Here is a 25,364-nt window from a genome sequence, read left to right as displayed (position 1 = left end):
AGTTAAATTGCGACCGATGGTCATTTTCGGAATCATTTTTGGGGCAGTGCAGAGATACGGAAACAAAGAGAAACGCGATTTGCATCCAAATTGCTCGATTGTTTCTGATAAACGGGGGTATTTTGTTGCCAAATGGCCACATATTATTCGCGCTGTTCTTGAGCTGGATTAAGCCTCATTGCTCAACCGTGCCGACCCGCGCATCCTGATCCTGCATCGGGGCATCGCAGTCCAACGCCCCGTACAAGCCTGCCTTCAGATGCAGGCGGCGATGCACTTCGCGGCGAGATCCGGAAAACGGGCGCTGCCGCACCACGGGTCTCGAAGCTTTGAGGATATCGATGAGTGTCTTGAAAAGCGCGCTGCTTGCGTCTGCTGCAGCAGTCATAGCGGCGGGGGCAGCCCATGCCGCAGACCTGCCGGTCAATAAGGCTGTCCCCGTCGAGTACGTCCGCGTCTGTGGCGCCTATGGCGCCGGCTTCTTTTACATTCCTGGGACTGACACTTGCCTCCGTATCGGAGGCCGTGCGCGGTTCGAAGGTGGCTACCAGCCCAGCTACACCCGCCAAAGCGGCACCAACAGTGGTGACACCTCGGGATACCAGGGGCGCCTGCGCATCAATCTCGATGCCCGCACGCAAACCGCTTATGGGACCCTGCGAGCCTTCGTGCGCCTCGATGCCGGCGCCCGGACGGGCTACTCCGGTGTCGGCACTTCAGGAACCCAGCAGCGCATCGGTCAAGCCTTTCCCGGTCTCGGCATCGATCAGTTCGGCCGCGATCAGCAGTATGTGAATGTCGACAAGGCATTCATTCAGTTCGCGGGGCTCACCGCTGGTCGCGCCTCCTCATTCTTCGATTTCTACGCCCACGATTTCGAGTTCGCCGGCGCCACTCTCGGATCCGACGTGTTCTCTACAAATCTGCTGGCCTACACGGCGACCTTCGGCAATGGTTTGTCGGCGACCCTGTCCATAGAAGACCCTGTGTTCCGTCGAACCCCGATCTTCTCGCCGACGAACAACCCAGCTGGTGTCACGGTCAACGCCAGCGTTGCGAACTTCGCACAAAGCAATTCGCCAGCTCCGGTGTTCATCGGCTATACTAACGGTATTCCAACCCGCTATAGTCAGGTCGATGTGATCCAGCGCGAGCGGATGCCCGACTTCGTCGGCGTCCTGCGCGTCGATCAAGCCTGGGGCACGGCCCAGCTCTCAGCTGCGGCGCACGAGTTGAACGTCGGCGACGTCGCCAACGGCGCCGGTACGGGCACGGGCTCAAACGTGAGCATCCCACACACCAACAGTGTGTACGGATGGGCCGTACAGGGCGGCTTGAAGATCAACACGCCCTTCATCGCGCCGGGCGACTCTCTCTACTTGCAGGGCGCCTATGGAAATGGCGCGCAGATGTACACCGGATACTGCGCCTATACCGGCTGCTACACGCAGAGCACGCAGACCATTCAGGGCCAGAAATTCAATCAGTATTTTGCCGACGCTACACTCAATCCATTCACTGGTCAGCTTGAGACGTCAACGAGTTTCACGACCACGATCTCGTATCTGCACTACTGGACGCCGGAATGGCGCTCGGCCTTCTTCGGCTCGTATGGCGAGCAGAGCTTCTCGAATGGGGCCCGCCTTGCGCAAGGTGCCATCTTCAGCCTAGAAAACCCCAACGGTACGAATGCCTTCGGCTCCAACGCCGTCGGTGTGCCAGGCACTCGGTTCTACCAGCTGAGCCAAGCGCTGCGCGACACCTACCAGTTCGTCGCTGGTGGCAGCATCATCTGGTCGCCGGTCAAAGACCTCGATATCGGCGTCGAGGCGTTCTACACGCAAATCGGACTGAAGAGCGGCCGCGCTATCGATTTGGACAAGAGCCCAACGGCCTACTCCAACATCTCCGGCATCAACAACGGAACCTTCGCTGTTGCCACCGCGACGAAAGACTCGATCTCTCAGGTTCGTTTCCGCGTCCAACGCGATTTCTAATTCCAGATCGAGACCGGTTATCTCCAAAGCTTCCCGGTCTTGATGTCCCCGTGCAAAGGGACCTTACTCACCCGGCCTTTGTGCCGGGTTTTTTGTGTCCGACGATGCGACAATGCGGCAATGCGGCAGCGCCGACATCCATCGCCGCCCGATTTCTTCCGAAATGGCCTGGGCAAGGTCCAAATACTATTTGGAAGAAGCACGAATATATAAAAGATTTAGCGCGCGGATCTGACGAATTTCATGCAGAAATGAATCGGCAACATCGATCGCGATATTGTGTTCAATGTTTGGTCATGCCGTGTGCATTGGCACACTGCGTTCAAGGTGCGACCGATCAGGCCGGATCGATAGTGGCCAATCCGTGTTTGACACCACCCAGGGGATAATGCCCCACGTTTCTCTACGGTGCATTCTGTGAAAAAGATCGTTTTGTGTGCAGTCTTCGCTGCAATCCTCGCGACCCCCGCTGTCGCACAGGCGGTGATCGAGACGCCGACCAGCACAACCGTCGTCGTCCCGCCTGGCGCGCCAGGCGTGATCACGCGTCAGCCGGGCTCAACCGGCGATGAGGATGCGTTCACCTACTCGCCGTCCGGCCGAGCGGAAGATGGCATCGCAACGGACTCGGCCGCCGCCGGCAATGAAGCACAGCCCTCACGCGTCGGTTCGACCGGGAGCGGCGGAGGCAAGTGACGCTCTAGGGTGTGGACTTGATCAGCATTAGAAGACGATGACGGCGGCCAGAGCGAGGGCCGAGGCGTAGTTGCGGGCGAGTTTGTCGTAGCGGGTGGCAATGCGGCGGAAGTCTTTGAGGCGGTCGGAGGCTGCTGTCGAGGGCGGCTGCATCGCCTGCCCATTCGGCCTTGGCCAGCGCGGCGGGCGTGGATTTCCAGAAGCCGCGCCGCGATCAGCGGTTGAGGCGGTTGTAGACCGTGGTACGCGGGCCGTAGGCGACCGGGCAATCACGCCAGCGAGAGCCCGATGTCAGCACGTGCAGGATGCCCGAAATGATCTGCCGGTCGTCCTTCGGCTCGGGTCCGGGCTGATCCTTGGGCATGAACGGTTCGATCGCCGCCCACTGCTCATCGGACGAGCCAGAACAGGTCCGCCATCGCCACCTCCAGGCCGCAAAACGGCCGCCCGGAATCACAAAACGACAAACTCTGCAACGCCTTGGTTCGGTCCACACCCAGCCGAAGGACCTGAGATTTGCGTGTTCCGGCCCCTCGGCTTCAATGGCGAGGGGCTTCGAAACCAGCCCGGGAGCAATGCGCCCAACCCGGACGGTCAAATCCGATGGACAACGCCTCCGAAGCGGATGTCGAGCCAGACAGATCTCACGTCAGGGCGGGCCGGAGCGCCGCGTCGGCGGCGTGCTGGTTGGCGGAGATTCGCAGGAATTCGAAGGGCGCGATCGCTCCGGCGTGATGTCGACGCCCCGTGACGCGTCGTCAGGGGACCAAAGCGGTGGAGCCCCGTCTCACACCGCGCCCCTGAATCGAACCGTAGGCGGTGCACCCGCCTCAAGCAGGCCCGCCAATTTCTCCAGTGCCTCTCCAAGCGTTTCGCGATCGGGCGCTGCGTTGACGCAGACCCGGACGGTATCGCTTTGGTGCAACGACGACACCTCGAACAGGCTGATCGGCGTAACCCCGACCCCGGCTTCCTCCGCGGCCTGCGTATAGGCTTCCGCCGACCAGCCGTTCCCCAACTTCAGACAGAAATAGTACGCGTTCGGTTGGGTGAGGATGGCTTGCCGAGGCAGGAGACCAGCCACGAGTGCCTGCCGCGCTTGCGTTTCCGCACGCATCGCGGCGACGACTTGATCGATCCGCCGCGACTCCAGAAGGCGCGTCGCCCATTCTGCGTTGAACGGCGATGCCATCAGCGTGGTCGCACGCAGCGCGATACCGAAAACAGAGACCAGCTGCCGGGGCACCCGCAGGAAGCCGATGCGCAATCCCGGGCCCGCAAGCTTCGACAAGCTTGAGATGTGCACGACCCGGTCCGGCGCTGACGCAGCCAGCGGTCTCAGGATGGGGTCGGGCAGGAAGCCGTAGACATCATCTTCGACGATCAGGACGTCGTGGCGCGCACAGACTTCGGCCACCTCCCGCCGCCGTTCGTCCGACATCGTGGCGGTGGTCGGGTTGTGCAGCGTCGGCGTGCAGACGAGGACTTTCGCTCGGGTCCGGCGGCAGACCACGTCGAGGTATTCGGGCACGATGCCTTCGCGGTCCATGCGGACCCCAACCAGCGAGCGCCCCAGCATGCCGGCCGCGGATTTCAGGCCGTAGAAGCTCAGCTCCTCGGCCAGGACGGCATCGCCCGGATGCGTCAGCGCCATCAGGGAGAGCAGCAGGCCGTGCTGGCCGCCGCAGGTCACCAGCACCTCGTCGGCCCGGGCTTCAATCCCGAAGCGACCGAGCCATCGTGCTGCAATGGTCCGATGCCTGAGAAGACCGACGTCGACTTGGCTCGCGAGCAGGCCCCCGAGATCGACGGCGCCGTCGAGTTCGGGGCGGATCAGCGCCAGCGCAGGGTGATGCATCGCATGCGCCGGGAAGTTGTGGGACAGGTCGACGAAGGTCTGGCGTGGGACCGGCTCCCGAAGGGAGGGTTTTAGGTCTGCATAGATGCCCTACCTTCTGGATCCTTATGGGTCCCTCAGGAGGTCGATCATGGGGCTGCGGTGCAAGCGCTGTGGGAGTGAGGAGCAGGTCAAGAACGGGCTGATGCGCTCCAAGCAGCGGTATCGGTGCAAGGCCTGCGGCCTGAACTTCACCGACACGCCCGCACGCGGCAAGCCGCTGGCCATGAAGGCCACCGCGGTTCTGCTGTATGTCAGCGGCTTGTCGATGAACCGCACCGCCAAGTTGCTGGGTGTCTCGACACCCACGATCCAGGCCTGGCTGGAGCAGTTCGCCGCCGCCTACGCGCAGAAGCCCGAGCCGGAAGGCCGGGCGGTGGTGATCGAGCTCGACGAGATGTGGCACTACCTCAAAAAAAGTCCGAGCCGCTCTGGATCTGGAAGGCTTGGGATCGTGCTTCAGGGCAACTGGTGGACTGGGAGTGCGGCGGTCGTGACAAGGCCACCTGCGAGCGTCTGATCCAGCGGCTCGCGCGCTGGCGCACCCGGCTCTACTGCACGGACGCCTACGCCGCCTACACCGTCCTCCTGCCGCTCGGGCAGCACTATACCGGCAAGGACGAGACCCACGGCATCGAGCGGGACAACGCCCGGCAGCGGCACTGGCTCGCCCGCTTTCGACGCCGCTCCATCGTGGTCTCGAAGAGCAAACGCATGGTGGACGTCAGCCTCGCCCTGTTTGCCCGCTTTGCCGGGAACAGCAGGATCAGCGACCTGCTATCTATGCTGACCTAAAACCCTCGACCAGGGCGTCGAGACCCTGCTCCGCCATGACCGCGGTGAAGATGTCGAGGTAGCGCTCGCGCGCCGCCAGGAAATCCGAGAGATCCGGCGGGGCGAGGGGATCCGCGCGACAGGCCGCGAAGGCCGGCACCTGATTCATCCAGTCGAGGACGCCGCCCGGGGCCAGGGGATCTTCCGCCTTCGTGGCGGCATCGAATTCGGCGAGGGTCCGGTAGGCGGCCTGCGGACCGAGCCGTTGCAGATAGTGGTGGAGGTCGTAGAGCACGCTCTCGATGCCCCGGGCATCGTAGTGATCGAGGCCGGCGACGGGCTGGCCGAGTTCCGCGAAGCCGCTGCCCGCGAAGGGATCGGCCACCAGGGTGGCGCCCCGTGCGGCAATCTCATCCTGGGCCCGGGCGTAGAGCTGGATCGTCTCCGCGGAGAGGGCCCGGTCGCGCCAGCCCGGCCCGTAGAGCCCGAGGCGTTTGCCCCGCAGGGCCGTCTCGGAGAGCTTGGCAGCGTAGCCGCCCTTCGGACGGCGGCCGATCCCGGCCACGGTCTTCGGATCGGCCGCGGTGTAGCCGGCCAAGGCATCCAGGGTCAGCGCCGCGTCGCGCACGCAGCGGGCGATCGGCCCGACCACGTCGCGCGTGCTGCCGGCGAGCGGGACCACCCCGGTATTGGGCACCAGGGCGAAGGTTGGCTTGATGCCGACGAGACCCTGCGCCGAGGCCGGGTTCTGGATCGAGCCGCCGGTCTCCTCGGCGAGCCCCAACACCGCGAGGCTGGCGGCGACGGCGGTCGCAGTGCCGGCGCTCGATCCGCCGGGCAGGAGGTCGGGCGCCATGGCGTTGAGCGTCGGGCCGGCCCAGCTGTCGTTGGCGTGGCTGCCCGTGGCGCTCAGCACGGGCACGTTGGTCTTGCCGAGGATGACGCAGCCGGCCGCGCGCATCCGTGCCACCACGGGCGCGTCGGTGGCGGGCATCAGGTCGACGCCCCCGGCCTTGGCGCAGAGGAAGTGCCAGCCGGCCGTGGTCGGCAGGCCGGCGACGTCCATCGTATCCTTGATCACGACCGGCACCCCGGCCAGCGGCCCGAGGGCCTCGCCGGCGGCCCGGCGGCGGTCGATCGCCCGCGCCTCCTCGACGGCGTGCGGGTTGAGGAAGATCACCGCGTTGTAGCGCGGGTTGTAGGTCTCGATCCGGGCCAGGAAGGCTTGGGTCAGGGCCTCGGCCGTCACGCCGCGCGCGAAGGCGGCCTGGGCGTCGGCGACGGTCATCTCGGACAGCATCCCGGCAAGATCGGGCGCGTCGGTCGGGGCGGCATCCATCGGAAACTCCGGGCTTGGGACGGACAGGCGGGGCGTCGGCGGCTCAGGCCATGCCGACGAACTCGTCGATCAGCGATCGGTCGCGTGCGACCTCGGGCGGGACCTCGCGGGTGATGACGCCCTTCTGAAGGATCAGGATGCGCTCCGAGAGGCCGGTGATGCAGGTGAGGTTCTGCTCGACGAGGAGCAGCGCGATCCCGCGCTCGCGCCCGATCCGCAGGAGGATCTCGATGATCTCCTCGATGATCGAGGGCTGGATGCCCTCCGTCGGCTCGTCCAGCAGCAGGATGGTCGGCCCGCCGCACAGGCAGCGGGCGAGCGCCAGCAATTGCTGCTCGCCGCCCGACAGGGCGCCCCCGGGCCGGTCGAGATAGGCCTTCAGCCGGGGGAAAGTGGCGAGGATGTCGGCGATGGTCTCGTCCTCGCCGCGCTTCGACAGGAGGCAGCCCATGCGCAGGTTCTCGCGCACGCTGAGCGCCGGAAAGATCTCCCGGCCCTGGGGGACGTAGCCGAGGCCCATCCGGGCCCGGGCTGTCGGGCTGCGCCGGGTGATGTCGGCCGCCTCGAACCGGACCTGCCCGGCGGTGGCCGGCAGGTAGCCCATCAGGGTGCGCAGCAGCGTGGTCTTGCCCATACCGTTGTGGCCGAGGATGCCGACGAACTCCCCCGGTCGCACCGCGAGGGTGACGCCGCCGAGGATCGGGATGCGGCCGTAGCCGGAATGCAGGCCCTCGACGGAGAGGAGCGGCGGGCTGGCTGAGGCGGTCATGTCAGGCGGCCTGCTTGCCGAGATAGACGTCGCGGACGCGGGCATCGGCCAGCACAGCGTCCACCGTATCCTCCATGAGGATCCGGCCCTGGTTGAACACCGTCACGGTCTTGGCGATCATCCGGATGAACGGCATGTCGTGCTCCACCACGATTAGGGCGTGGGTGCGGTTGATCTCGCGGATCAGCTCCGCCGTGCGGTGGACCTCCTCGTGGGTCATGCCGGCGGCGGGCTCGTCCAGGAGGATCAGCTCGGGCTCCTGGGCCAGCACGGTGGCGATCTCGACCCATTGCCGCTGGCCGTGGGCGAGCTGGCCGACGATCCGCCCGGCGATGCCCGTGAGGTTGAGGCGCGTCAGCGTCTCGTCGACGATGCGGCGGGTGCGGGCGATGGACTTGCGCCGCCCGGCCGCCACGAAGACGTTCTCGTGGACCGAGAGGCCGTTGAACACGTTGGGCACCTGCGTCTTGATGCCGACGCCGAGCCGCGCGATGGCGTGGGGCTCGGCCCCGGTTATGTCGGTGTCGCGCAGGCGGATCAGGCCCTCGGTGGGCTTGAGCTGCCCGGTCAGGATCTTGAAGAAGGTGCTCTTGCCGGCGCCGTTGGGGCCGATCAGGCAGCGCAGCTCGACCTCCCCGAGGGTGAAATCGACATCGGCGACCGCGGTCACGCCGCCGAACCGCATGGTCACGCCGCGAGCCTCGACGAGGGGGCGCAGCGGCGCGCCGTGATGGCCGGTGAGCGGGCTGAGGGCGTTCATCGTGCGCTCCCCGTGGCGAGCCCGTCCTGCGCCGTGCCGGCGACCCTGCGCGGCCGCCGCTCCAGCAGGCGCAGGCCGAGGCTGCGGGCGACCGGGACGAGGCCCTGGGGCACCAGCAGGACGAAGCCGACGAGGACGAGACCGAGGCCGAGGTTGGAATCCACCGCGCTCTGGCTGCCGGCGGCGATGATCAGCGCCTGGATCAGCACCGCGCCGAGCATCGGCCCGATCAGGGTGCCGAGACCGCCGACCAGCACGTAGATGATCACCTGCGCCGACATCGGCAGGGCGAAGACCGTCGGGCTGATGAAGCCGCCCCAGTTGGCGTAGAGGCAGCCTGCGAGGCCCGCGACCCCGGCGGCGATCATGAAGGCGATGAGCTTGTAGAGGCGCGGGTCGTAGCCGATCAGCTGCGCCCGCGTCTCGTTCTCGCGGATCGCCACCACCACGCGGCCGAGGCGGCTCGCCAGGATCCCCCGCAGCAGGGCGTAGACGAGGACCAGCGCGCCCATCGCGGCGTACCAGATCCCCTCGATGTCCAGGGGCTCGTCGGGATGGCCGGGCGCGTTGAGGGCGGGGATCGCCGGGATGCCGTTGAAGCCGCCGAGTTCCGCCACGCCGATCCGGTACTGGCTGCCCGAGGTGGCGTTGACGAGCTGGAACAGGATCACCGACACGGTGAGCGTGATGACGCCGATATAGGCGTCGCTGATCCGGCCGTAGAACATGAAGTAGCCGAGCAGGCCGGCAAACAGCATCGGCACCAGGATCGACAGCAGCACCGGCACGCTGCTGTCGCCCATGTTGAGGACCGCGACCGCGTAGGCGTAGCCGCCGAGCCCCAGGAAGGCCGCCTGCCCGAAGCACATCACCCCCGCGAAGCCCCAGACGAAGCCCTGCGAGAGGCCGAACATCGCGAGCGCCGCGAAGCCGGTGCATTGAACGAGGCCGAACGTATCGAGGGCGTGCGGCGCCCCGAACAGGATGGCGAGGCCGAGGGCCAGCGTCGCCAGGAATCCCGCGGCGGAGAGCCGGCGGGCGGGGGCTGCGGAGGTCATAGGCTGCGCCTCAGGTAGCGGCCGGTGATGCCTTGCGGGAGGACGCGGATCAGCAGGATCGCCGCGACGAGGAGGGCGACGTCGCCGATGACCGGCGTCGTCTTGAACGAGACGAGTTCGTTGATGACGCCGAACAGGCTGGAGGCGAGGCCGGTGCCGGTGACGATGGCGGGGCCGCCGCCGAGAACCGTGATGAAGGCGCGGGCGATGTAGGCCGCGCCCATGGCCGGGGAGACGCCCGAGATCGGGGCAAGGACCCCGCCGGCAAGGCCCGCCAGGGCGGCGCCGAGGGCGAAGGTCGCCATGTAGATGCGGTTCGGCTGCACCCCCAGCGCCGCGGCCATACGCGGGTTCTGCATGGTCGCGCGCAGGATCAGGCCGAACTTGGTGAAGCGCAGCACCAGGAACATCGCTCCCAGCGCGGCCAGTGCCGTCGCCACGATGACGAGGCTGTAGAGGCTCGCCCCGTAGCGCCCGATGTCGAAGCTGCCGACCGGCGTCGAGACCCCGCGCACCACGTTGCCGTAGAGCGTGGTGATCAGCCCGATCAAGCCCAGGCTGATGCCCCAGGTGGCGAGCATCGTGTCCATCATCCGCCCATAGAGGAAGCGGATGACGGTGCGCTCCAGGATCAGCCCGATCACGCCGACCACCAGGGGCGGCAGGACGAGCATCGCGATCCAGATGTTGACCCCGGCGCCGCTCGCCATGACCGCCGTGTAGGCGCCGAGCATCATGAATTCGCCGTGGGCGAGATTGATGATGCGCATCATCCCGTAGATCACCCCGAGGCCGAGGGTGATCAGGACCAGGGTGGCGATGCCGGTGATGACGTTGAAGGCGAGCAGTCCGGCGAGATCCATCTGCCTCAGCCCTTCAGGTCCGGCGTGAACTGCTTGTTGGTGCGCGGATTCTTGATCAGATCGCAGGCGCCGCCGGTATCGGCCGGGAACGAGTTCGGGAAGGTGGCGAGGATCTCCCACTTCCGGTCCTTCGGGCGGGCCAGATAGGTGTTGCGGATGGTGTGGTGGGTGGCGCCGTCCATCGTGACCTTTCCGGTCGGGGACTCGATCGACAGGCCGCTCTCCAGGGCGGCGATGACCTTGTCGCGCTCGATCGAGCCGGCCTTCTTCACCGCTTCGGCCCAGAACAGGATGCCTTCGTAGGTGGCGGTGTCGAGCTCGCTGAGATCCGTGACGTCGGCGCCGAACTTCGCCTGCATGCCGGCGACGAAGGCCTTGCTCGCGGGTGTGTCGAGGTCGTTGTACCAGCCGTAGCAGGTGATGATCCCGTTCGTCGTGGAGGGATCCATCGTCGTCAGTTCGTCGCCGAGCCCGAACACGCTCGACCCGACCGGGATCTTGGACTTCATGCCCGCCGCGTCCCATTGGCGATAGAAGCCCGAATGGTTGGCGCCGACCAGTGCCGAGAGGACGAGATCGGGCTGCGCCTGCTGGATGCGGCTGATCGCGGACGAGAAGTTGGTGACGTCGAGGGGGAAGAAGTCGGTGCCCAGCACCGAGCCGCCGCCGTCCTTCATAAACTTCGTCATCCAGCTCGCGGTGATGTGTCCGTAATTGTAGTCCGCCGCGATAATGTAGGCCTTCTTGCCCCAGGTCTTGAGGGCATAATCGACGATGTGGTTGACGGTCTGCGCGGGGGTCGACCCGGTGCAGAACACGTTGCGGTCGCAGACGCCGCCCTCGTACTGGGTGTTGTAGAAGTAGAGAGTCCTCGCGCGGTCGAAGATGGGCCGGATCGCCTCGCGTGAAGCCGAGGTGATTCCGCCCTGGATGACGTCGACCTTGTCCTTGAGCGCGAGCTGCTGGGCATACTGGGTGTAGAGCTGCATCGACGATTGCGTGTCGTAGGCGATGAGCTGGATCGGCCGCCCCAGCAGCCCGCCGGTCTTGTTGAGTTGCTCGACCGCGTACTCGGTGGTCTCGATCATCCGCTTGCCTTCGAGGCCCAGCGCGCCCGATCCGTCGAGCAGGCTGCCGAGCTTGATCGGTTCGGCGGCGAGGCCCTTCCGCGCGACGAACGGCATCGCGACGGTGCCGGCTGCGGACGCCATCGCCAGTTTCAGCACCTTTCGACGGTCCATCGCACTCATCCCCCGAACTCCTCTCGACGTCGCGCTTCGGGTCCGGTGACCGGAAGCGGGCGCAAAGGACATTCGCAAGGTCGATGCCAATCAATCTCACAGATCGGTCAAAAATCGGACGCGTACGGTCGGTGCAAGCGACGGGACGAGGCGCAGGCGGGGCGTCGTGACGGCAGACAATCCACACAACGATCACAAGGCCGCGGCAGTGACCCGGGCCACGGTGCGGTCGTACCAAGCACGGTGTCCCGTCGGAGGGTCTCGCACGCACGCCGGCCTTCAGCGACGAGAACGCTCTCCGTCTCTCTCAGGCAACTTGATGCCGACAGACCGTCCGCCGGAGCTTGAACGCGGGGACAGGGCGTCAATCGACACCCCATCCCATTGCGTCGGAGGCCAGAAGTCAGCGTTCCGGATAGGCTTCCCGCGCCTTCCCGAACATGATCCGGTGGCGCACCTCGCGGAAGGTGCTCGCGACGCCGTCCTCTCGAGTGAGGAGCGAGACGGCGACCGCCACGATGAAGGACAGCGGTATACTGATGATGGCCGGGTTTTTCATCGGGACGAACCACCAGGCTCGCGAGGCGTCGGCGAGGTTCTTCTCGAGCATGTCCACCTGAACGGTGGGTGACAGCCCTATCATCAGGAGGGCGGAGAACGTCCCGACGCCGATGCTGGCGACCGCCGCCGGGGTCATGAACCGCTTCCAGGTGATGGACAGAAGCAGCGCGGGAAAGTTCGCGGAGGCCACGACGGCGAAGGCGAGCCCGGCCATGAACGCGACGTTCTGACCCTCGAAGACGATGCCCAGGAACACCGCCAGGGCGGCGATGGCGACCGTCGCGATCCGCGCGACCGTGAGCTGCTCGGACTCGGAGGAATGCCCCTGGCGAACGACGTTGACCCAGAGGTCGTGGCAGACCGTCGCCACCCCGGACAGCGTCCGTCCTGCGACGACCGCAAGCATCGTCGCGAACGCCACGGCGCAGATGAAGCCGAAAACCCGCTTCCCCCGACCGTGAGGGCGAGTTCCAGGAAGAAGGTTAGGTCATTCCGATCGAACATGCCGCGCCCTGAGCCGATCGAAGCGTAGCTCGTTCGCTTGAGCCGCGGAAGTGGCGGGCGTCGCCACGAATGCTGGCAACCCTGGCCGAGCAGACGATCGCAGGACAGGACAGCATCCACATCATGGCGGAATCGGACCTCATGGGATCGCAGGCAAACTCGCGGGCTGACACGCTCTTCGACAATCGAAGGTGGAGCGTCCTGTGTGGAAGGCGCCCGCATTGCAAGTGACGAGTTGGGCTTCGGACGCGTTGGTCGGGTGCCGTCTTGTGTCCGGCCTGTCGATGCAGGCATTGATGTTGACCGCTGGCCCTGATGGTATCCGCGCGCTGGGTCCCACTCTGCTTTGCGGGCCATGACGCCGACGACGTATTCCGGGGTGTCCCGGCTCCCGGTCTGACCGGTTCGCCATCAAGTCTCATCGTCCGCGCAACCTGGAAAAGTCTCCTTGCCGTGCCGTCAGGCGGCAATGGCCGCCGGTATGCGGTCGCTACCGCCGCGGGTCATGATCGCCCAGGCGACCCGTGCGGTGCGATTGGCCGCCGTAACAGTCACAACGCGGACCGGCTTGCGCTGGAGCAGCGCCGGCAGCCGCGGGTCGACCGAGGTCGGCATCGCCTTCGCGCGCCGGACCAGAGGGGTCAGGCCGATCACGAGCAGGCGGCGCAGGTCGCGGTCGCCCATGCGCGAGACCCGGGCCAGGCGCTCCTTGCCGCCGCTGGAGTTCTGCAGCGGTGTCCGGCCCAGCGAGGGGGCGAACCGTCGACCATTGCGGAAGCGCTCGGGCTCACTCACCGAAGCGGCCAGCGCCGTCGCCGAGACGATGCCGAGACCGGGGATCGTCGCCAGGCGCCGCGACAGGTCACTGTCCCGATGCCAGGCCAGCAGCGCCTTCTCGAGTCGGGTGAGCGGGATCTGCACGGCGCCGATCTGATCGGCCAGCCCGGTCACCACGACGGTGGTAATCTCCAGGGGGATGGCACCTGCAGCCGCGTGGCTGCTGCGTCGACAGCGACCACATCGTGGCACTCAGGTGCCGTCAGTCGGAGCGGGCGCCATCCACCCATCTGCTTCCAGACGCACCGATGAAAAAGCGGACGCTGGTCGACACGCCTCGATGGTCATTACGGGCAATGTTCTGCCCGCAGCATAAAGCCTCGACCTTGCCCTCCAGCCCGCCTCCGCCGCATCCGGAAAACCGGACTACGGCATCGATGCTCCGGGCGTGCGACGCCGGAAGCTCACCACCGGCATTGTTGGGGCTGCACTCGCGTCACGAGCGGTCGCGACAGCAGCGCGCCGGCGGTCGCTTGCCTGTTCGCGGCGCTCTACGGGCTCGGAATTCTCAGTCTGGTCGAGGGTCGACGCTGTTCACACCGCCTCAACTTCGGGATGCCACGGTGAAGCCGCACGGATGGCAAGGCGCTTCGTCGAGCTTGTGTCAAACAACTGCCCAGACGGACGCTAAGCGGACATGCCTTCGACTTGGACGTTGCGAGGATCCTCCAGAGCGCGCCGGGCGATCCGATTGGCACGACATCCAACCTTGTCCGCAACGTCGCTTACGACTGCAGGCATCGTCCTTGCCGTGGTCCTCACCGGGGCCGGGATCCTCGTGGCGCAAAAGCTCTACGACCTGGAGATCCGCAGCACCGAGCGAAGCCTTGTCAGCCTCACGACCCTGCTTTCCGAGCAGGCCGACAGGTCGATGCAGGCGATGGAGGTCATTCAGCTGGACGTGGCAAGGGAGCTTGCTAGCGCTCGATCGTCGGCCGACCGCTCGTTCGCGTCGCTTGGCTCGAGCACGGCCATGCACGACAAGCTTCGTGCCAGCGTCTCGGCCCTACCCCAGGTCAAGGAGATATCAATCATCGACCTCCAGGGCAGGACGATCAACTCCTCGATCGACCGGCCCGCAGATAAAGAATCGTCCCGTCCTTCTTTCCTCGAAGATCTCGGCCGTGATCCCTCCGAACGGACGATTATCGTCGCCGGCACGGCCCGGCCGGACGGTTCGGGCCTGGATCTGATCGTCGCCCACCGCATCGCGGACATCGATGGCCAATCCGTCGGCTACATGATCGGAGCCGTAGACCTCCGCTACTTCGAGCGGCTCTATGCCAGGGTCTCCCCCGACGAGGCCGACGTCATCTCGTTCGTCCACACGGATCTGACCATGCTGGCACGCCATCCGCGTCCGCCCGGCGCGATCGGACGCAAGGTCCCGCGGCTCAAATGGATGCGGGTCCAAGGGGCGGAACGTCCCACCTCCGGCGTGGAACGCATGACGACACCGATCGACGGGCAGGATCGGATCGTCGCGGCCCAGCTCATGGAGCATTATCCGATCATCATGGGCACGAGCCGCACCATCTCGGCGACGCTGACCCCATGGCGGGCGCAGACCCTGCCCTTGACCGCGACGGTGGCGCTGCTCGTCGGCGGCGTGTTTTTCATCGTCAGGATCGCCAAGGCGCAGCTTCGCGCCCAAGAGCGCCTCGCCTCGTCTAGCGCGGCGCAGGCTGCCGCCGAGGAAAGGGCATCGGCGGACCGCCGCCTGCGGGACGAATACGCCCGGCTCGGGACCGCATTGGATAGCATGAGCCAGGGGGTGCTGCTGCTCGACCACGAGAGCAGGCTCGTCGTCCTGAACGCCCGCATGACCGAGCTGTTCGACATCCCGCCGCTCCTACGCGAAGCGGGTAGCCCTCTCGATGTCCTGCTCCGTCAGATCATCGCCTCCATGTCGAAGGCCGAGGGAGATCGACTGTCGGATATCCTCGCCGCCAGTGTGAGGGAGAGCCGCCCGGCGGCACTGGTCTGCGATCTGACCGACGGCCGCATCGTCGGCTTGACGACCGCAACCGTGCCGAGTGGCGGCATCGTCTGCACCTTCGAGGACATCACGGAACGGCACCGCGCCCAGGCCATGATCGCCCATATGGCGCATCACGACGCGCTGACCGGGTTGCCGAACCGCGTCCTGTTGCAGGAAGCCACCGGTCGGCTGCTGGCCGAACGCGGGCGCACGCCGATGGATGGCGGCGGGGGGGCATTGCTCCTGCTCGACCTGGACGGCTTTAAACAGGTCAACGACGTCCACGGCCATCCCCTCGGCGATGCGCTGCTTCGGGCGGTCGCGGCGCGGCTCTCGGCTCTGATCGCCGCCCCCGACGTCCTGGCGCGCCTCGGCGGGGACGAGTTCGCCGTCGTGCGATTCGGGCAGGACGAAGAGGCGGATGCCGTTCGACTGGCCGAACGCATCGTCTCCGCTCTCGGAACCCCGTTCGTTATCGAGGGCGTCCACCTCTCGATCGGGACGAGCATCGGAGTGGCGCGGGCGGACGTGGCGGACGGCTCGCCCGAAACGCTACTGCGCAACGCCGACATCGCCCTTTACCGGGCCAAGGCCTCCGGCAGGCGCACATGGTGCCTCTACCAACCGCAGATGGAATGCGAGAACCGTGAACGGCGGCGGCTGGAGGAGGATCTCGGCTGTGCTCTGGAGAAGGGTCAGTTCGAGCTGCACTACCAACCCATCGTCGGAGCGGCGAGCCGCGCGGTGACCGGGTACGAGGCGCTGCTGCGCTGGCGCCATCCCACGCGCGGCCTCGTCCCGCCCGCCGCGTTCATTCCGATCTGCGAGGAGACCGGCCTCATCCGCGAGATCGGCTCGTGGGTCCTACAGCGCGCCTGCGAGGACGCCGCCGGTTGGCTGCCCGGCCTGCGCGTGGCCGTGAATCTCTCGGCCGTGCAGTTCCGAGAGAAGGAACTCGTCGCCGTGGTGGAACGCGCACTCGCACGTTCGGATCTGCCGGCGAAGCTGCTGGAGCTCGAGATCACCGAAAGCGTGCTCCTTCGGGACGACCTGACGAACCTGGAGATCCTGAAGGCTTTGCATCGGATGGGCGTGTCCATCATCATGGACGATTTCGGTACGGGCTACTCTTCGTTGAACTACATGCGTTGCTTCCCGTTCGACAAGATCAAGATCGACCAGACCTTCGTTCGGAACCTGTCGAATGGCAGCCAGGGCGTCGCCGTCATGCGCGCCGCCATCGCCCTGGGTCACGCTTTGGGCATCACGGTGCTCGCCGAGGGGGTTGAAACCGTCGAGGAGCGCGATTTCCTTGTCGCTGAGGGATGCGACGAGCTGCAGGGATACCTGTTCGGTCGACCAGAACGGATCATGGACGCGCGCCGTCGCTCAGTCGACCGTCACCCGCCTGCTTCATTCCGGAACCGCCGCAGTGCATAAAAGTTGCTGCGGCGCACGTCTCAACACCGTGCAGCCCATTTGTGGGCGTTTCCTCCCTGACTTGGGCCGCTCGTTCGGGAGTGGCCTTTTTCTCATTACGTTGTTGTCGCCCTGAACGTCCGGGCGATTTGCGTACGCCTTTCACAAACCGACATTTACGGCTGGTCTCGACAATGGCTGTGGGGAAACGCCTGGGTTGTTAAGAGTGTCCGCCAGGGTGGTAGGGCGGGATGGACGCTTCGTAATGGGCGCGGACCGGGGCTACGTCTCGGGCGAGGAGATCCAGGCCTGCGAGTCTCGACCGCGAGATCGCCGAGCGTGCTCGCGAGGACGAGATGGCGCGCAGACTGATGACCATCCCAGGTATCGGTCCGATCACCGCCACGGCGCTGATCGCCCTAGCTCCTGCAGCCGAGACCTTCGAGCTGAGCGGGCGGCTTTAAGCCGATCCGCTTTCGTAAGGGGATGTGGCGAAGCGGACAGCATGGTTGAGGCCGTGCTCCTGAAAGGCACGGCTTCGTTAGGCTCTATGCCGCCCTCACGGTGGCTAGGAAGCGCGCAACCTCAGCACTGAGGTGCTCTGACTGGCGCGACAACTCCGAGGCCGCGCCGAGGACCTGGCTCGCCGCCGCGCCCGTCTCCTCGGCCGCACCGGCAACACCCGCGATGTTGCTTGTCACCTCACCGGTGCCCTGCGCCGCCTGAGAGACATTCCTGACGATCTCCTGAGTCGCCGCACCCTGTTCCTCGACGGCTGCGGCGATCGAGGTCGCAACGCCGCTGATCTCGCGGATCCGTTCGGTGATCCCGGTGATCGACGTGACAGCTTGACCGGTCGAGGCCTGGATCTGAGCGATCTGACCCGATATCTCACCCGTCGCCTTGGCGGTCTGCTCAGCGAGCGCCTTCACCTCAGACGCCACGACCGCGAAGCCGCGCCCTGCCGCGCCGGCGCGCGCCGCCTCGATCGTCGCGTTCAGAGCCAGAAGGTTCGTCTGCCCAGCGATCGAGGAGATCATTGTGACCACATCGCCGATGCGCGACACCGCGGCGCTCAGCTCCTGAACAGGTCCGCCGGTCTGACCGGCCTCGGTAACAGCGGTCCGCGCGAGACCCGCCGAGCCGGACACCTGCCGACCGATCTCCTGAACGGACGAACCGAGTTCCTCAGCGGCCGCAGCGACGGTGTTGACGTTCGAGGCGGCCTCCTCGGCGGCCGCGGCCACCGTGGTCGACTGGCTCGCCGTTTCCGTCGCCGTGGCGGTCATGGTCTGCGCGGTCGCCTGCAGCTCGGTCGCTGAGGACGACACCAGGCCGATGATGCCGCCGACGGCGGCCTCAAAGCTGTCGGCCATCTGCCGCATGCCGGCCTTGCGTTGTTCCTCGGCAGCCAAACGGGCCTGGGCAGTCTCTGCTTCAAGCTGCCGGGTGCGGATCAGGTTGTCCTTGAACACCTGTACGGCGGCGGCCATCGCGCCAAGCTCGTCGCGTCGGTCGGCTCCGGGAACCGTGACAGAGGTATCGCCGGCCGCGAGCGTGCCCATCGTGGCCGTCATGCGGGTGATCGGGTGCGCGACGCGGAGGAGGCTGAACAGCGTCGCTGCAAGCGCAAGGACAAGGGCGACGACCATCGCGACGTAGGTCACGCGTGCTGTTTCGTCGACGTTGGACACGGTCGTGTCCGCCTCGTCCTGAGCACCCTTTCGATTGAGGGCCACAGCTTGTGTGATGATCTGAGACAGGCCTGAGTAGAGCCTCACGATCTCAGGCTGCGTAATCTCGGTTAGCGCCTCCGGCTGGCGGCCTGCATCCATCAGCTCGACCGCATGCTTGCCGATGGCTCCGAACTCGGTCCACTCTTGCACGAACCGATCGTGGAGAGCGCGCTCCTGGGGCGAGGAGATAAGCGCTTCATAGCGTTTGCTGACCTGTTCAGCGGCTTCGATTGCCGACAAGTACTGCTTACGATGCTCGGCCAGTTGCTGTGTGTCACGCGTCGCGGCTACGAGCCGGTACTGGCGCACGCGAGCCTTATCGACGGCTGAGTTCAGCTCGCCGAGCGTTTGAACGGAGGGCAGCCAGTTGCCTGCGACTTCGGTCGCGCTGTGACGGATCGCGCTGAGCTTGAGCAGCGTGAGGGCACTTTCGCCGGCTATAATGACTGCCAGTAAAGCAAAAAGGCCGGCAAGCGCGGCCTTGATCGAGATACGCATCGATGATCCGGCGGATAGTGGAACGCTACGAGGCGTCCGATGGCATACCATCCAGCAAGGGTTACCACCTGCCTAAACGGCTACGGGTATCGCGCAACCGTGAGATCTGTTTCTGCCGACAGGGTCGGCTCGACTGAGGGGCCGGACGCGGTATCACAGTGTAGATCACGGTTGCTCGCTCTCGAAGAACGACACGAGCAAGCTCGGCATGCGTCTAGGCCCGCAATCCCCCTGAGCCGACTTTGTGTGGCGGCCGGCGACTGACGGATTTCAAGAAGCCCGGGACATGTCCATGACGTCCGATCTGGGTCGTTATAGGAATGGCGGCTCTCGGTGATTTTCCGCTGGTCCGCTTTCGGGCGACAAACGCTTCGAAGCGGACCCCGTTATGACGTTTGCGTTCGACCCGCCGCAATCACATCGGTCGGCGCATCATTTCGCGAACACCTCTTTGGCAGCGAACAGGCCATTGAGTGCCGCAGGAAAGCCTGCGTAGACGGCCATCTGCATAATGATCTCGGTAATTTCTTCGCGCGAGAGACCAACATAAAGGCCCGCCGCGATGTGGACCTTGAGCTGCGGGGCCGCGTTGCCCATCGCTGTCAGAGCCGCGATGGTGGCGATCTCGCGGGCGCGCAGGTCGAGGCCGGGGCGGCTGTAGATGTCGCCGAAGGGGAACTCGAGCAGGTAGGTCGCGAAGTCGGGGGCAATGTCGGCGAGCGAGGCGACGACCTTCTCTCCGGCCTCGCCGTCGATCTCAGCGAGTGCCCGTCGTCCGCGTTCGAGCCGGCTTTCGCTGCCGCTGTGGGGGAATTTCGTCATAGGCCTGTGTCCTCTCGTCCGGACCGGCGTAGCCGGTGATCTTGGTGTCGAGGACGAGGAGGCAGGCTTGCAGGTCAGCCACGTGGGCGCGGACGCGCTCGCGGTGCTGCTCCAGCATGTCCCGGCGCTCAGCCTCGGTGACGACGCCGCTCTCCCGCAAGGCTGCGTAGCGCAGCATCTCCCGGATCGGCATTCCGGTCGTCTTGAGACGGCCGAGGAACGCGATCCAAATCAGGATCGATGCGTCGTAGTCACGTTGGCTCGATTGGTCCCGGTCGGCATAGGGAAGCAGTCCGATCCGCTCGTAGTAGCGGATGGTGTGAGCGGACAGTCCCGAACGCTTCGCCAGTTCGCCAATCTTCATGAGCACCGTTCTCGCCACGACGCATCTGAGGCTAGGAGTTTGAGTGCGCTCTAAGTCAAGGCCCTATCCAGCCGCTATGTCTCGGTTCGCGCCATACCGCGAGCCAAGGTCGATGGGTTCCTGCAAAGGACCGCTTTCGGAAAAACCTAACAACGGCCGGCACGGCCGGCTTGGGTCGCTTCCGGAATGGCGGCTCGGGGTGAATTTCGGCTCTTCCGCTTCCTTTACTGAGCACGGCAAAAGCAGACGACCGGATGGGTCCCGCTCCCGACACTGCAGCGCTTGCCGGTGCGCATCGTGCAGAGGCCGGCCCGTGATACAATCGGACAAGCTGTAGTGAGCGCCTGTCTTTGGTTGGCCAAGTTGATGATTGTAAGTGCATATGCCCATCGAGTAGGCAGCTAATAAATTAAGATATCTATCTTATCGTATGCCAAATTCAACACGCTGACCGCATTCCATGTCTGCTCTCGATGCTTGGGAATTACCAACCTCTTGTGGCATTTGGTGTTGGTATTCCAATGCCACAGCTGCCTTCGTGCCGTGGCTTAGTCAGTCCTCTGTGCCGCACGAGCAACTGATTGAACAAAATCGACGCTTCGATGCAGCCTTGGAGAATATGAACCAAGGCTTGTGCATGTTCGATGCGGACCGACGTTTGTTGGTCTGGAACAAGCGATATCTGGAGATCTTCGGACTTGAGGCTGACCAGTTGCATGTCGGAATGAGCCAGCGACAGATCATCGAGATCTTGGTTGGCCTCGGACGTTACGCAGCTGGCACCACGGTCGATGCTCTGAGTGAAGGCACTCGGACCTCGCTTATCGAGGGGCAGGCTACGTCAATCCTGCGGGAGCTCGCGGATGGGCGAACGGTCTCAGCGACTCACAGGGCGATGAGCGGCGGCGGGTGGGTCGCAACTTTCGAGGATGTGACTGAGCGCCGCCGCAACGAAGACCGTATCACCTACATGGCGCGGCACGACGCCCTGACCGATTTGCCCAACCGCATGGCCTTGCATGAGTTTGGCAACGGAATGCTGGGGCAGCCTATGCCGGGTCGTTCCCTCGCCGTGTTGTGTCTCGACCTTGATCGGTTCAAGCTCGTCAACGATGGGTTCGGCCACGCGGTGGGCGACCAACTTCTACGGTGTGTCGCTCAGCGGCTTCAGCGAGAAGTTCGTGAAGGAACTACCGTCGCGCGGATGGGGGGAGACGAGTTCGTCGTCCTGCACCGGGTCAAGGACCTGAAGGCGGCGGAAGCGCTGGCGCGGCGACTGATCGCGTCAGTCAGCGCGCCCTACGAGCTCGACGGATTGCGGGTTGAGATCGGTATGAGTGCCGGAATTGTGTTGTCCGGCGAGATGGATCGTGACGTCACTCAGCTTCTGCAGAACGCCGATCTGGCGCTCTACCAAGCAAAATCGGACGGGCGTGGGACGTTTCGGGTCTTCGAACCCCAGATGGACGAAAGCGCACGAGCCCGCCTCAACTTGGAGCGGGAACTGCGCGAGGCGCTGACCAATGAGCGCTTTGAGGTGCACTACCAGCCGCTCGTCAAACTCAGCAGCAACGACGTGACTGGCGTTGAAGCCCTGGTTCGGTGGCGGCACGCCGAGCGGGGCCTCGTGAGCCCTGCGGTGTTCATTCCGATCGCAGAAGAAACTGGCTTGATCGTACCGTTGGGCGAGTGGGTGTTGCGGCGGGCGTGCGAGGATGCCAAGCGATGGCCCGCTCACGTCGGTGTCGCGGTCAACGTATCGGCCCATCAGCTGCGCCAGCGCAACTTCGCGACGATGGTGTTCTCGATTCTATCAGAAAGCGGCCTCGATCCGAGTCGGCTCGAACTGGAAATCACCGAGAGCGTACTTCTGGAAGAAACCGATGCGAACCTTGAGACGCTGCACGTCTTGCGCAGTTTTGGTATCCGCATCGCCATGGACGACTTCGGCACCGGCTATTCCAGTATCAGCTACCTGCGTCGGTTCCCCTTTGACAAGATCAAGATTGATCGGTCCTTCGTGCGCGAGATCGGCGAGAAGCCCGAGGCGGCCGCGATCATTCGGGCTATTATCGGTCTCGGCCAGAGCCTCAATATGACGACCCTTGTGGAGGGTATCGAGACGGACATCCAGCGTAACGCTGTCCTCTCCGAGGGGGCTCATGAGATGCAGGGCTTTCTGTTCAGTCCTCCGCGCCCTGCCCAGGAAGTCGATGCCCTATTTAAAGTCGAGCATTCCAAGAATAAGGTGGCGTAAGTATCGCGGAAAAATTCAATTTTACCACGCGAGAGCCCGGTGCCGGATCTATGCGCCATGAGGTGACTCATTCGATTGACCAGGAACGCCGAGGCGACCCTATCGCGAGGAACGGATGGCGAAGCCCGGAGGCGTTCACGCCGAGTTCGACCTCCGCCAGCTGAAAGCTGCGTAGCGCAATTGCGAGGCCGTCGCCAAAGTCAGCCAATTCAGTGTCACTGATCCGCAACACGGCAGCGGGGGTGTCTGCTAACAGGACAGCAACGCGTGTCGCGACATGACCGCGGGGGGGCGCAACCGAAACACCGGCCTCGCGATGAAGCGGACGTCACCGTTCCGCCCGCTCACGACCGATTTCGTTGAAAAACTCGCGGTCGGCCTGGATTGAGATTTGACCCGAGACTTGGCCGAGGGGCTCCCGCCAGACGGTCAGGCTAGATCACGGCGCGAGGCTCCCGCTTCGATGGCCGTCACGACGCGTTCACGCAGATCGGCGGACAGGGTATCCGGCTCTCCTGATCAGAAAGCCGTGCATCGAATCACATCTCCGTCCGTGCCAAAACCCCAGACGACTCAACTCGCTCGGATCGCGCTCTAGAGTGCAACCGAGCAGTTGCAGGGCTCCGCGCCAACGCAATGCACATTCCATTATACCCTCCGCTGCGTGTCCGGGGCGGATTTGGCGGAGTGTCGAGGAACTTGGCCGGAAGTGCGGAGCGTCCCCCTGAAGTGCTCTGTGGATCCGGCCGTGTCGCGGTGCGTGGTGGCCGGGGTGATGCTCTGCCGCACATCGTCGAACGGCTTGCGCCGGCTCAGATCGGGCGCCTGCGCCGGGCGGCTCCGGTGACATTCGCCACGGTCGCCGGTCGTCCGATCCGCGCCTCGGCCTGAGATCCGGAGAGGCGGCCCTCGCCACGCCCGGAGGGCCGCGCATCGGCCATGAGGCCCGCCCCGAACGCGGCGGCGGGAGATGGCCGCTTCGCGCAAGCCGCCTGCTCGATCTCCCCATCAGGTCGGGCGTTCGGCGTGCGCGGGACTTCGTGGGTCGCCTCCAGGACACATCGCCGAATACGGCGCGCGTCGCGCGGTGAGCGCAGTCCCTGTCCGGTTCGGTCAAGGAGCGCCCGCCGAGACGGGCTATGTGAGCGGAGTATCGTCCGTTCAGCGGCTGCCGAGGAGGTCGCCATGGCGTTTTCACCGTTTTCACGGGCCGGGGCCGCCCTCCTGATGCTCGCCCTTCCCAGCGGAGTCGCGGGTGCGGCCACCCGCGGGGAAGCGCAGATCCGCCTCGCGCAGGGTGGCATCGCCATCCCCAGCGAGGCGCAGCTCAACCGCCTCGAACGCGAGGCGATCACCACGCCTCCCCTCGATGTGAGCGATCCTCCGCCGGGCGTCGAACCGGGCACGCAGAGGCGGCATCGGGACCCGCGGGATCGCCGCAACGACCGCAGGCTCCCGGGGGAGGGGGGCGCCTGCGAGGCGTGCTGAACGGTTCCGGCCGGCGCCTCCGCGCGACACGCCCCCGGTCCGAAATCCCGGTGTGAGGTCACGATGCAGGATGCCAAGCCTGTCGCTGTCGATCCCGACCGGACGGGATCGGAAAGCCCGCGGCACCGCGCCAAGCCGCCCCGGCGGTGGAGCCGGGCGCTCGTGGCCGTCGCCATCCTGCTCGTGGCCGCCGGCGCGTTCGCGGTTGCGCATGTCTGGTCGCCGCACGCCAACCTGCGCATCACGCTCGGCCCCCCCGGCAGCACGGCCGAGCGGTTCATCACAGCCTTCGTGTCCGTCTCCCGGGTGCAGCATCCCCGCGTCAATCTCGACCTCGTGCGGGTCGACGACCTCGCGGGGAGCGCCAAGGCTCTGGAGGAGCGCCGGACCGATCTCGCCATCGTGCGCAGCGACGCGGGGGCACCCGCCAACGCACAGACCATCGTCATCCTGCGCCGGGACGTGGTCGCCTTGATCGTGCCCCCGCACAGCCCTGTCAGCTCGGTCGCCAACCTGGCGGGCAAGACCGTCGGCCTCGTGGCCGGCCCGCTGCAAGACACCAACACGCGTGTCCTCGACATGGTGCTGAGCTACTTCAACATCCCCGCCAAGGATGTCGGCAGGGCCATTCTTCCGATCGACGCGCTGGCCCAGGCCGTCCGGCAGAAGAAGGTGGCGGCCATCCTGGCGGTCGGTCCCATGGCGCCGGGCGAGATCGTCGATGGGGTCGCCGCCGTCGCGCGCGCCACGAAGGGCACGCCGGGCATCCTCGCGCTCGACGAGGCGGAGGCGATCGGCAAGCGGTTCCCCGGCTTCGAGGCGATCGACGTGCCCGTGGGGGCGTTCCGGGCGCGTCCCGCCACGCCCAGCGAGTCGGTCACGACGCTGGCGGTCACCTATCGGTTCGCCGCCTCGGAGCTGATGCCCAACGTCGTCGCGGCCGCCATCGCCCGGTCGATCCTGACCACAAAGGCCAAGCTCACGGCCGTGACGCCGCTCGCCACTCAGATCGAGGCGCCCGATCCGGACGACAAGAGCCCGATCCTGCCCGTCCATCCGGGGGTCGCGTCCTATCTCAGTAACGGGGACCAGAGCTTCTTCGACCAAGCCCAGCAATATCTCTATCTCGGCGGCGTGGTGATCAGCCTCGCCGGATCGCTCCTCGCCGCCGCCTCGGCGGGCTGGGCCCGGCGCCGATCGGAGGCGGAGTGGCGCCCGGTCCGGCGCCTGGTCGAGATCGCCGACGCGGCGCCCGGCGCCGACCGTACGGAGCTCGCCGCCCTGGAGGGCGAATTCCGGGCGATCGTCTCGGCGATGCTGGGCTGCACCACCGGGGCCGTCAGCACCGACTGCCTGTCGGCCTTCGCGACGGCCCTGGCCCATGCGCGCGACGCCCTCGACCGCCGGCGCGCAAGCCTCGGCCCCGAGACGGCGCTTCCGTCCGCACCGACGCTCGTGGTCGCCCATTGACGGCGGGCCCGGGTCCGGGCGGTGGCTCGGGCC

Annotated in this window: 17 protein-coding genes and 5 pseudogenes; 8 read left to right on the top strand and 14 right to left on the bottom strand. The window is 65.7% G+C overall.

Going from position 1 to position 25,364, the window contains the following annotated elements; all coding sequences use genetic code 11:
* Positions 1–341 precede the first annotated feature (341 nt).
* Both PQI07_RS08390 and PQI07_RS08385 read left to right on the top strand, forming a co-directional pair.
* Positions 342–1,997, top strand: a complete 1,656-nt coding sequence (locus tag PQI07_RS08390) for a porin (protein WP_043388089.1) — start codon at positions 342–344, stop codon at positions 1,995–1,997.
* A gap of 417 nt (positions 1,998–2,414) precedes the next feature.
* Positions 2,415–2,693 carry a hypothetical protein gene (locus PQI07_RS08385; RefSeq protein WP_075381168.1) on the top strand — a complete coding sequence of 93 codons (279 nt, stop codon included), beginning with the start codon at positions 2,415–2,417 and terminating at the stop codon, positions 2,691–2,693.
* Between the two features lie 27 nt (positions 2,694–2,720).
* Here PQI07_RS08385 and PQI07_RS37850 read toward each other — a convergent pair.
* The 3 genes and pseudogenes from PQI07_RS37850 to PQI07_RS08375 all read right to left on the bottom strand — a co-directional run.
* Positions 2,721–2,816 (bottom strand): annotated as a pseudogene (locus PQI07_RS37850) (IS5/IS1182 family transposase); the annotation flags it as partial.
* Between the two features lie 7 nt (positions 2,817–2,823).
* A pseudogene (locus PQI07_RS08380) lies at positions 2,824–3,112 on the bottom strand (transposase); the annotation flags it as partial.
* A 368-nt stretch (positions 3,113–3,480) separates the two neighbouring features.
* The gene (locus tag PQI07_RS08375) at positions 3,481–4,578 is read right to left on the bottom strand and encodes an aminotransferase-like domain-containing protein (RefSeq protein WP_274927698.1); all 1,098 of its coding nucleotides are present in this window, start codon (positions 4,576–4,578) and stop codon (positions 3,481–3,483) included.
* Positions 4,579–4,681: 103 nt separating this feature from the next.
* Between PQI07_RS08375 and PQI07_RS08370 the strand changes: the two genes are divergently transcribed.
* Positions 4,682–5,385, top strand: a protein-coding gene (locus tag PQI07_RS08370; protein ID WP_274926436.1) for an IS1 family transposase whose coding sequence is annotated in 2 segments (ribosomal slippage) — positions 4,682–5,006 and positions 5,006–5,385 — 705 coding nt in all. Because the reading frame shifts where the segments join, the coding sequence is not laid out codon by codon here.
* Here PQI07_RS08370 and PQI07_RS08365 read toward each other — a convergent pair.
* The 8 genes and pseudogenes from PQI07_RS08365 to PQI07_RS08330 form a co-directional block, all read right to left on the bottom strand.
* Positions 5,372–6,703, bottom strand: coding sequence for an amidase (locus PQI07_RS08365; RefSeq protein WP_274926435.1), 1,332 nt, complete (start codon positions 6,701–6,703; stop codon positions 5,372–5,374). The genes PQI07_RS08370 and PQI07_RS08365 overlap by 14 nt on opposite strands.
* Before the next feature lie 43 nt (positions 6,704–6,746).
* Positions 6,747–7,472 (bottom strand): ABC transporter ATP-binding protein, encoded by a 726-nt coding sequence (locus tag PQI07_RS08360; protein ID WP_053610315.1) that lies wholly within the window; start codon positions 7,470–7,472, stop codon positions 6,747–6,749.
* A gap of 1 nt (position 7,473) precedes the next feature.
* Positions 7,474–8,232, bottom strand: a complete 759-nt coding sequence (locus PQI07_RS08355) for an ATP-binding cassette domain-containing protein (RefSeq protein ID WP_274926434.1) — start codon at positions 8,230–8,232, stop codon at positions 7,474–7,476.
* On the bottom strand, positions 8,229–9,290 hold the full coding sequence (locus PQI07_RS08350) for an ABC transporter permease subunit (RefSeq protein WP_111473489.1): 1,062 nt from the start codon (positions 9,288–9,290) through the stop codon (positions 8,229–8,231). Before PQI07_RS08350 ends, PQI07_RS08355 begins: the two co-directional genes overlap by 4 nt.
* Complete coding sequence (locus PQI07_RS08345) at positions 9,287–10,153, bottom strand: branched-chain amino acid ABC transporter permease (RefSeq protein ID WP_043389184.1); 867 nt, start codon at positions 10,151–10,153, stop codon at positions 9,287–9,289. Before PQI07_RS08345 ends, PQI07_RS08350 begins: the two co-directional genes overlap by 4 nt.
* 5 nt (positions 10,154–10,158) lie before the next feature.
* The gene (locus tag PQI07_RS08340) at positions 10,159–11,394 is read right to left on the bottom strand and encodes an urea ABC transporter substrate-binding protein (protein ID WP_274926433.1); all 1,236 of its coding nucleotides are present in this window, start codon (positions 11,392–11,394) and stop codon (positions 10,159–10,161) included.
* 403 nt (positions 11,395–11,797) lie between these two features.
* Positions 11,798–12,423 (bottom strand): annotated as a pseudogene (locus PQI07_RS08335) (solute symporter family protein); the annotation flags it as partial.
* Between the two features lie 495 nt (positions 12,424–12,918).
* Positions 12,919–13,413 (bottom strand): annotated as a pseudogene (locus tag PQI07_RS08330) (transposase); the annotation flags it as partial.
* Positions 13,414–14,074: 661 nt separating this feature from the next.
* Here PQI07_RS08330 and PQI07_RS08325 point away from each other — a divergent pair.
* Complete coding sequence (locus tag PQI07_RS08325) at positions 14,075–16,717, top strand: bifunctional diguanylate cyclase/phosphodiesterase (protein WP_274926431.1); 2,643 nt, start codon at positions 14,075–14,077, stop codon at positions 16,715–16,717.
* Between the two features lie 290 nt (positions 16,718–17,007).
* Positions 17,008–17,139, top strand: a pseudogene (locus PQI07_RS08320) (transposase); the annotation flags it as partial.
* A 105-nt stretch (positions 17,140–17,244) separates the two neighbouring features.
* Here PQI07_RS08320 and PQI07_RS08315 read toward each other — a convergent pair.
* From PQI07_RS08315 to PQI07_RS08305, 3 genes are all read right to left on the bottom strand, one after another.
* A complete protein-coding gene (locus PQI07_RS08315; protein ID WP_274926430.1) occupies positions 17,245–18,930 on the bottom strand; it encodes a methyl-accepting chemotaxis protein in 1,686 nt (561 codons plus the stop codon).
* A gap of 432 nt (positions 18,931–19,362) precedes the next feature.
* Positions 19,363–19,752: a carboxymuconolactone decarboxylase family protein gene (locus PQI07_RS08310; protein ID WP_274926429.1), complete on the bottom strand. Its 390-nt coding sequence runs from the start codon at positions 19,750–19,752 to the stop codon at positions 19,363–19,365.
* Positions 19,688–20,116: a MerR family transcriptional regulator gene (locus PQI07_RS08305; protein ID WP_043759986.1), complete on the bottom strand. Its 429-nt coding sequence runs from the start codon at positions 20,114–20,116 to the stop codon at positions 19,688–19,690. Before PQI07_RS08305 ends, PQI07_RS08310 begins: the two co-directional genes overlap by 65 nt.
* A 460-nt stretch (positions 20,117–20,576) precedes the next feature.
* Between PQI07_RS08305 and PQI07_RS08300 the strand changes: the two genes are divergently transcribed.
* The 3 genes from PQI07_RS08300 to PQI07_RS08290 all read left to right on the top strand — a co-directional run bounded on the left by PQI07_RS08300 (position 20,577) and on the right by PQI07_RS08290 (position 25,331).
* Positions 20,577–22,373: a putative bifunctional diguanylate cyclase/phosphodiesterase gene (locus tag PQI07_RS08300; RefSeq protein ID WP_078947229.1), complete on the top strand. Its 1,797-nt coding sequence runs from the start codon at positions 20,577–20,579 to the stop codon at positions 22,371–22,373.
* Between the two features lie 1,185 nt (positions 22,374–23,558).
* The gene (locus PQI07_RS08295) at positions 23,559–23,861 is read left to right on the top strand and encodes a hypothetical protein (protein ID WP_274926428.1); all 303 of its coding nucleotides are present in this window, start codon (positions 23,559–23,561) and stop codon (positions 23,859–23,861) included.
* 63 nt (positions 23,862–23,924) lie between these two features.
* Positions 23,925–25,331: a TAXI family TRAP transporter solute-binding subunit gene (locus PQI07_RS08290; RefSeq protein ID WP_274926427.1), complete on the top strand. Its 1,407-nt coding sequence runs from the start codon at positions 23,925–23,927 to the stop codon at positions 25,329–25,331.
* Positions 25,332–25,364 lie beyond the last annotated feature (33 nt).

The organism is Methylobacterium sp. 092160098-2, from assembly GCF_028920805.1.
Taxonomy (GTDB): domain Bacteria; phylum Pseudomonadota; class Alphaproteobacteria; order Rhizobiales; family Beijerinckiaceae; genus Methylobacterium; species Methylobacterium fujisawaense.
The sequence above is the reverse complement of the archived record's forward strand: the minus strand, read 5'-3'. Positions and strand labels throughout refer to the sequence as shown.